5 protein-coding genes are annotated in these 5076 nt (G+C 38.7%); all 5 read right to left on the reverse strand.

From position 1 onward, the window contains the following. Positions 1 to 82: hypothetical protein (locus tag HC026_RS13190; RefSeq protein WP_456300135.1), on the reverse strand; the 82-nt coding region annotated here is incomplete at its 3' end. Between the two features lie 34 nt (positions 83 to 116). Beyond that, positions 117 to 845, reverse strand: coding sequence for an L-ribulose-5-phosphate 4-epimerase (locus tag HC026_RS12105; RefSeq protein WP_168926171.1), 729 nt, complete (start codon positions 843 to 845; stop codon positions 117 to 119). Between the two features lie 357 nt (positions 846 to 1202). Continuing rightward, a complete protein-coding gene (locus HC026_RS12110; protein ID WP_168926172.1) occupies positions 1203 to 2291 on the reverse strand; it encodes a GntR family transcriptional regulator in 1089 nt (362 codons plus the stop codon). A 298-nt stretch (positions 2292 to 2589) separates the two neighbouring features. Then, complete coding sequence (locus HC026_RS12115; protein ID WP_168926173.1) at positions 2590 to 3957, reverse strand: sugar porter family MFS transporter; 1368 nt, start codon at positions 3955 to 3957, stop codon at positions 2590 to 2592. A gap of 333 nt (positions 3958 to 4290) precedes the next feature. Then, a partial coding sequence (locus tag HC026_RS12120; RefSeq protein ID WP_456300136.1) for an L-arabinose isomerase family protein occupies positions 4291 to 5076 on the reverse strand: 786 nt, incomplete at its 5' end.

Raw genomic sequence — 5076 nt, forward strand, 5'->3', positions numbered from 1 at the left:
CAACGGACTTTAATTGTTCGTCACCGTATAAAAATTGACTACCGGTAACAAACCAGAACTTGTAATCTGGAGTACTTAACATAATATAAAATCTCCTTTATTATCGTGCCTTAAAATTAAGAACGAGTTGCATGGTCTTTTGAATGCGCATTGTTTTGACCATAGTAAGCATTGGCGCCATGCTTACGGTAATAGTGCTTGTCTAACAAATATTGTGGTAATTCTGAACTTTGATGGGTTAGTTGCATAGTGTGGAAATCCTCTTCAGCAACAACTTCCAAAACCTTGGAATTATAAACTGCCTTCGCTGGAGTTGGCCCCCAAGCAAACGGGCCGTGTTGACTTACTAGGGCAGCCGGAACAGCTTCATAATCTAATCCACGTTCCTCAAAAGTTTTAACGATGGTCTTACCAGTATTACCCTCATAATCCTCTTCGATTTCTTTCTTGGTCAAAGCATCAGCAGCTGGCACATCGCCAAAGAACGTGTCAGCATGCGTAGTGTTCATGGCTGGAATATCCATCTTAGCTGCAGCAAACGACACAGCCCACGGTGAATGGGTATGAACGATCCCGCCAATTTTTGGAAAATGGTTATACAGGTAAGTATGAGTTGGTGTGTCACTAGATGGATTCATTGAACCTTCAACAACTTCACCCTTTAAGTTCACAACAACCAGATCTTCAGGCTTTAACTGATCGTATTCAACACCAGAAGGTTTGATGACGAATAGACCCTTTTCACGGTCAATACCTGAAACATTTCCCCAGGTAAAAGTAACTAAACCCAGTTTAGGAAGTTGCATATTTGCTTCATAAACTTCTTGCTTAAGATCCTCTAACATTTAAATATCTCCTTCTGCCTAATAATCAAATACAATAAAAAATGAATAAAAAAATTCAATTCAATATTAGTGGTACATATCTACTCTACAGATGAAGCTGAAGACACATGATAAACGCCCCCATCAAATACAGGGTCACTCATTTATCATTGAATAATGTAATCAGTGGAATATTCTTCCGTAATTTATTGATATGTTAATCGCTTACACAGTGAATTTTATAACATTTATACTAATAAATCAACAATTCTTTTTATAATTTATACGTATAAGAGTTAGCCTACCATACAAAAAAAGCTTGAGGAAAACCTCAAACTTCTTTAGGAAACTTTCCGGAATATGCTTAACTTCACTACTTTACTTAGTTAATTTTTTAACAGAATCCCGAATCACCATCTCTGGATCGTAAATAATGGATTTTACCGGTTTCTTCGCCATCATTTCCATTAGCATTTGTGCAGCATCATGACCCATTCGTTCCTTCTCATGCACCATTGTGGTTATAGCTGGATGCATATAGCGAACGACGTTATAATCATCAAAGCCAGTAATAGAAATATCCTCTGGAACGGATAGGTTCATTGACTTAGCCATATCCATCACACGAATCGCCAACTGATCATTGTAGCAAACAATGGCAGTTGGGTGCGGGTCGTTTTGAATCGCACGTTCAACTTGAGTCAGTACTTTTTTTATTGGATCCATTGATTGATACATAATAATATTACTCTCAAGAACAATGTCAGCATGTTCCTGATAGGCTTTGATAAAACCGTTCATTCTATTGACGCCTTGAATATCATCTACCTGAAAGACACCCAGTATCCGTTCGTGACCTTGTGATATCAAATAATTAGTTAATTCCTTCACAGCACCCACATCATTAGTTGTGACTGAGGCAGCATTCAGTTCTGGAATATCATATTCAGCATTAATAAAAACGACTGGCAAACCTAGTTGTTTTATCTTTAAATATAAATCACGATTTTTGGTTGGTAATGTACTTTGGGTTGGCTCGATAATCAAACCTGCCACATTACTTTGTAACATCGTTGTCAATGAGCGACGTTCTAATTTAGGATCATTATGCGTATTGGCTAATAGGATAGAAAAACCATTATTAGAAATAATCTGATCTGCACCGCTAATAATACTTGGAAAAATGTAGTTCGCAATATGTGTTGCTATCACGCCAATCATTCGGTTAGAAGCATTGCTCTTTGCTTGAGCAGTTTGCCAATCATTAACGTACATGCCACCACCTTGAATACGATAAATATACCCCTCGTTTTCAAGATCACCAACAGCCCTTCTAACCGTGTACCGGCTAACTTGAAACTCATTCATAAGCTCGGTTTCAGTTGGGAGCTTTGCGTCAATATCATAGGCCCCGGACAGTATTTTATCCTTTATGCCATCCTCCACAATTTCATATTTTGCTTTCATATAATAACTCCCATTTATACCCAGCTCATCCCCAATATAGTTGCGGGTATTGATATTTTAAGCGACTCCTCGTTTGCTAAATAAAATAGTATCCAATAAACAGTTCTAGATTTTAGTATATCAGATTTGTCCGTTTACGGGTCGCCATAATAAATTACAATTCAATAACATCTTTTTTTGAATGTTCATAGCTTTTAAGACAAATAGTCCGGCCATTAGCATTTATTAGCTGATAGCCAGACTATCTCTCAAAATTTAATGTCTTATTCAAACAATAAATTCAACTAAGATTTATTAATTACCGTGTACCTTCAGACTCAATTTCTTCCAAACTTTTACCCTTTGTTTCAGGAACAAAGAAGCGAGTAAATAGAACACCTAATACGCAGATAGCACCAAAAATTGCAAACACGGCTTCTTGAGACATTGCAGCGGTCATGATAGGGAACAAGAGGCCCACTGCCCATGAACCAATCCAGTTGCATGAGGATGCTAATCCAGCAGCTTTACCACGAATAGCCAATGGGAACATTTCACCAACGATAACCCATGTAAGAGGCGCCCATGTAAATGAGTAGAAGGCAACATAGATACTTAAAAATACGACGATCATCATTGGATTTACGTTTGGATCCAACTTGTTAATGATAGCAGGTAAGAAGAATGATAATGCCATGACGCTACCACCCAACATAATCAAGGTACGCCGCTTGAACTTTTCAGCAATTGCCATGTAAAGCAATGAGCCTAATACCAAAATGATACCTTGAATAATTGGCCACAACAAAGCATTACTTGCAGCGCTACCTGTGGCTTTTTCAACAATCAAAGGAATGTAGTAAAAGATTGCGTTGGCACCTTGAAACTGTTGAAAAGCTGCAATTCCAACACCAGCAATAACCAAGTAACGATATTTCCCTGTGAACAGTGTTGAATAACGTGTACTCTTTGATGCAACTGTTTCTTGACTAGCAGTTTGCTTAATATCCTTTAACTCACTATCAATTTCACCTTGTGAGTCACGAACATAGCTCAGAACTCGCTTAGCTGCTTCTTCATCACCATGTTTCACTAAGAAGCGAGGTGATTCAGGCAAACGCAAAACGCCGAAGAACAAAATAATGGCAGGAACTGCGGCAAAAGTAAGCATGACACGCCATCCCCAAGCTGTGGGTAAGTCTTTCAGGATGAAGTCCATAACGTAAGAAATCAACATTCCAGAAACAATCATTGTTTGATTCAATCCTGATAGTCTCCCACGTAACCTAGCTGGGGCTAATTCGGACATATATGGTGGAACTAAGGCTGACGCAGCACCAACTGCAAGCCCTAAGAAAATTCGCACAATAATCAAATAAATTGAACCATTATTTGGCGCAATCCCTGACAAAAGTGAGAAGATAGCAAAGATAACAGCTGAAATTAAAATCATCTTCCGACGACCAAGTTTATCGGATAATTGTCCAGCCAAGGCGCCACCAAAGATGGCACCAAACATGACGGCTGAAGTAATCCAACCTGTTAATGAAGCATTGGTAATATTCCAATCAATTTTCAAGAATGGCAATGCACCGGTCATAACACCAATGTCATAACCAAACAAAATGCCGCCAAATGATCCAAAGAAATAAATGAACCAACTTGGAATTCGTTTCTCATTCGTCATAACAAATACCCCTTATTTATAATTATCTAGAAAAATTGAGTAGATTCTAATAGCATTGTTCAGCAAACGGTGTAAGCGATTTACATAATCAATCATTAGAATGTCCAAAAAATAAAAGAAAACACTTTTATTAAAAGCGAATCCTCGAATGTTTAAGATAACGCTTACAAGTAATATTATAATATTTATACGTAAAAGTCAACGGCATCTCATAATTTATATAATAAATTTTCGATTGAAATGTGCTATGTTCATTAATTTATTATTGTTAACCACACAAAAAGAGGCATATCCTTATTGGATATGCCTCTTAAATTTATCTGTATGAATTACCTATTTGATGTTAATCAAGTGTAAGTTAACCATCTTAGCGAAGTCTTCCACTTGTTGAGCGGTTACGCCGAATGAGAAGACAGTGTGGTGACCACCACCATTTTCGATCCATTGAGTAGCGCCGTTCTTAAGACCAGCCTTAGGAGTCCACATCTGCTTAGCAACTGGCATCTTAGGCATCGGTTCTGCCTTATGGCCATCTACTTCGTACATGATCATCCGGTATTCGTCACCGAAGTCTGCCAAGGTAACATCGATTGCGTCGCCTTCACCACCGGCAAAGACCAAACGGGCTGGATCTTCCTTGCCACCAATATCCAATGGGTGAACTTCAATCTTAGGCTTGTCAGTTGCTAAGGTTGGGTCAACTTCAAGCATATGTGAACCAAGGATGGCTTCATGGCCCTTACGTAAATCAAGGGTATAGTCTTCCATGAAGGCAGTCCGCTTGTTGTGGCTGATGATCTTCATTAAGCGGTCAAGAGCAGCAGTCTTCCAGTCACCTTCACCGGCAAAGCCATAGCCTTCGGCCATCAATAATTGAGTAGCTAAACCAGGTAATTCCTTCATGCCATACAAGTCTTCGAAGTTATCTGAGAAGGCAGTGTAGCCATGAGCGTCCATGAAACGTTTCAAACCGAAGTATTCACGAATCTGGTACTTAACATGGTCTTCAAAGAAAGCTTTGTCGTTGTCACCAGGGTTCATGGTGTAGGTCTTAGCTAATTCATCATACTTCTGATCAATATCAGCATCAGTAACTTTGTTCATTTCTTCAACTAAATC

Origin of the sequence: Secundilactobacillus angelensis, assembly GCF_012641075.1 — a bacterium.
Classification (GTDB): domain Bacteria; phylum Bacillota; class Bacilli; order Lactobacillales; family Lactobacillaceae; genus Secundilactobacillus; species Secundilactobacillus angelensis.

Coding starts and splice junctions, on each gene's coding strand:
- HC026_RS12115 (WP_168926173.1), bottom strand. CDS start 3,957: ATGACGAATGAGAAACGAATTCCAAGTTGGTTCATTTATTTCTTTGGA.
- HC026_RS12105 (WP_168926171.1), bottom strand. CDS start 845: ATGTTAGAGGATCTTAAGCAAGAAGTTTATGAAGCAAATATGCAACTT.
- HC026_RS12110 (WP_168926172.1), bottom strand. CDS start 2,291: ATGAAAGCAAAATATGAAATTGTGGAGGATGGCATAAAGGATAAAATA.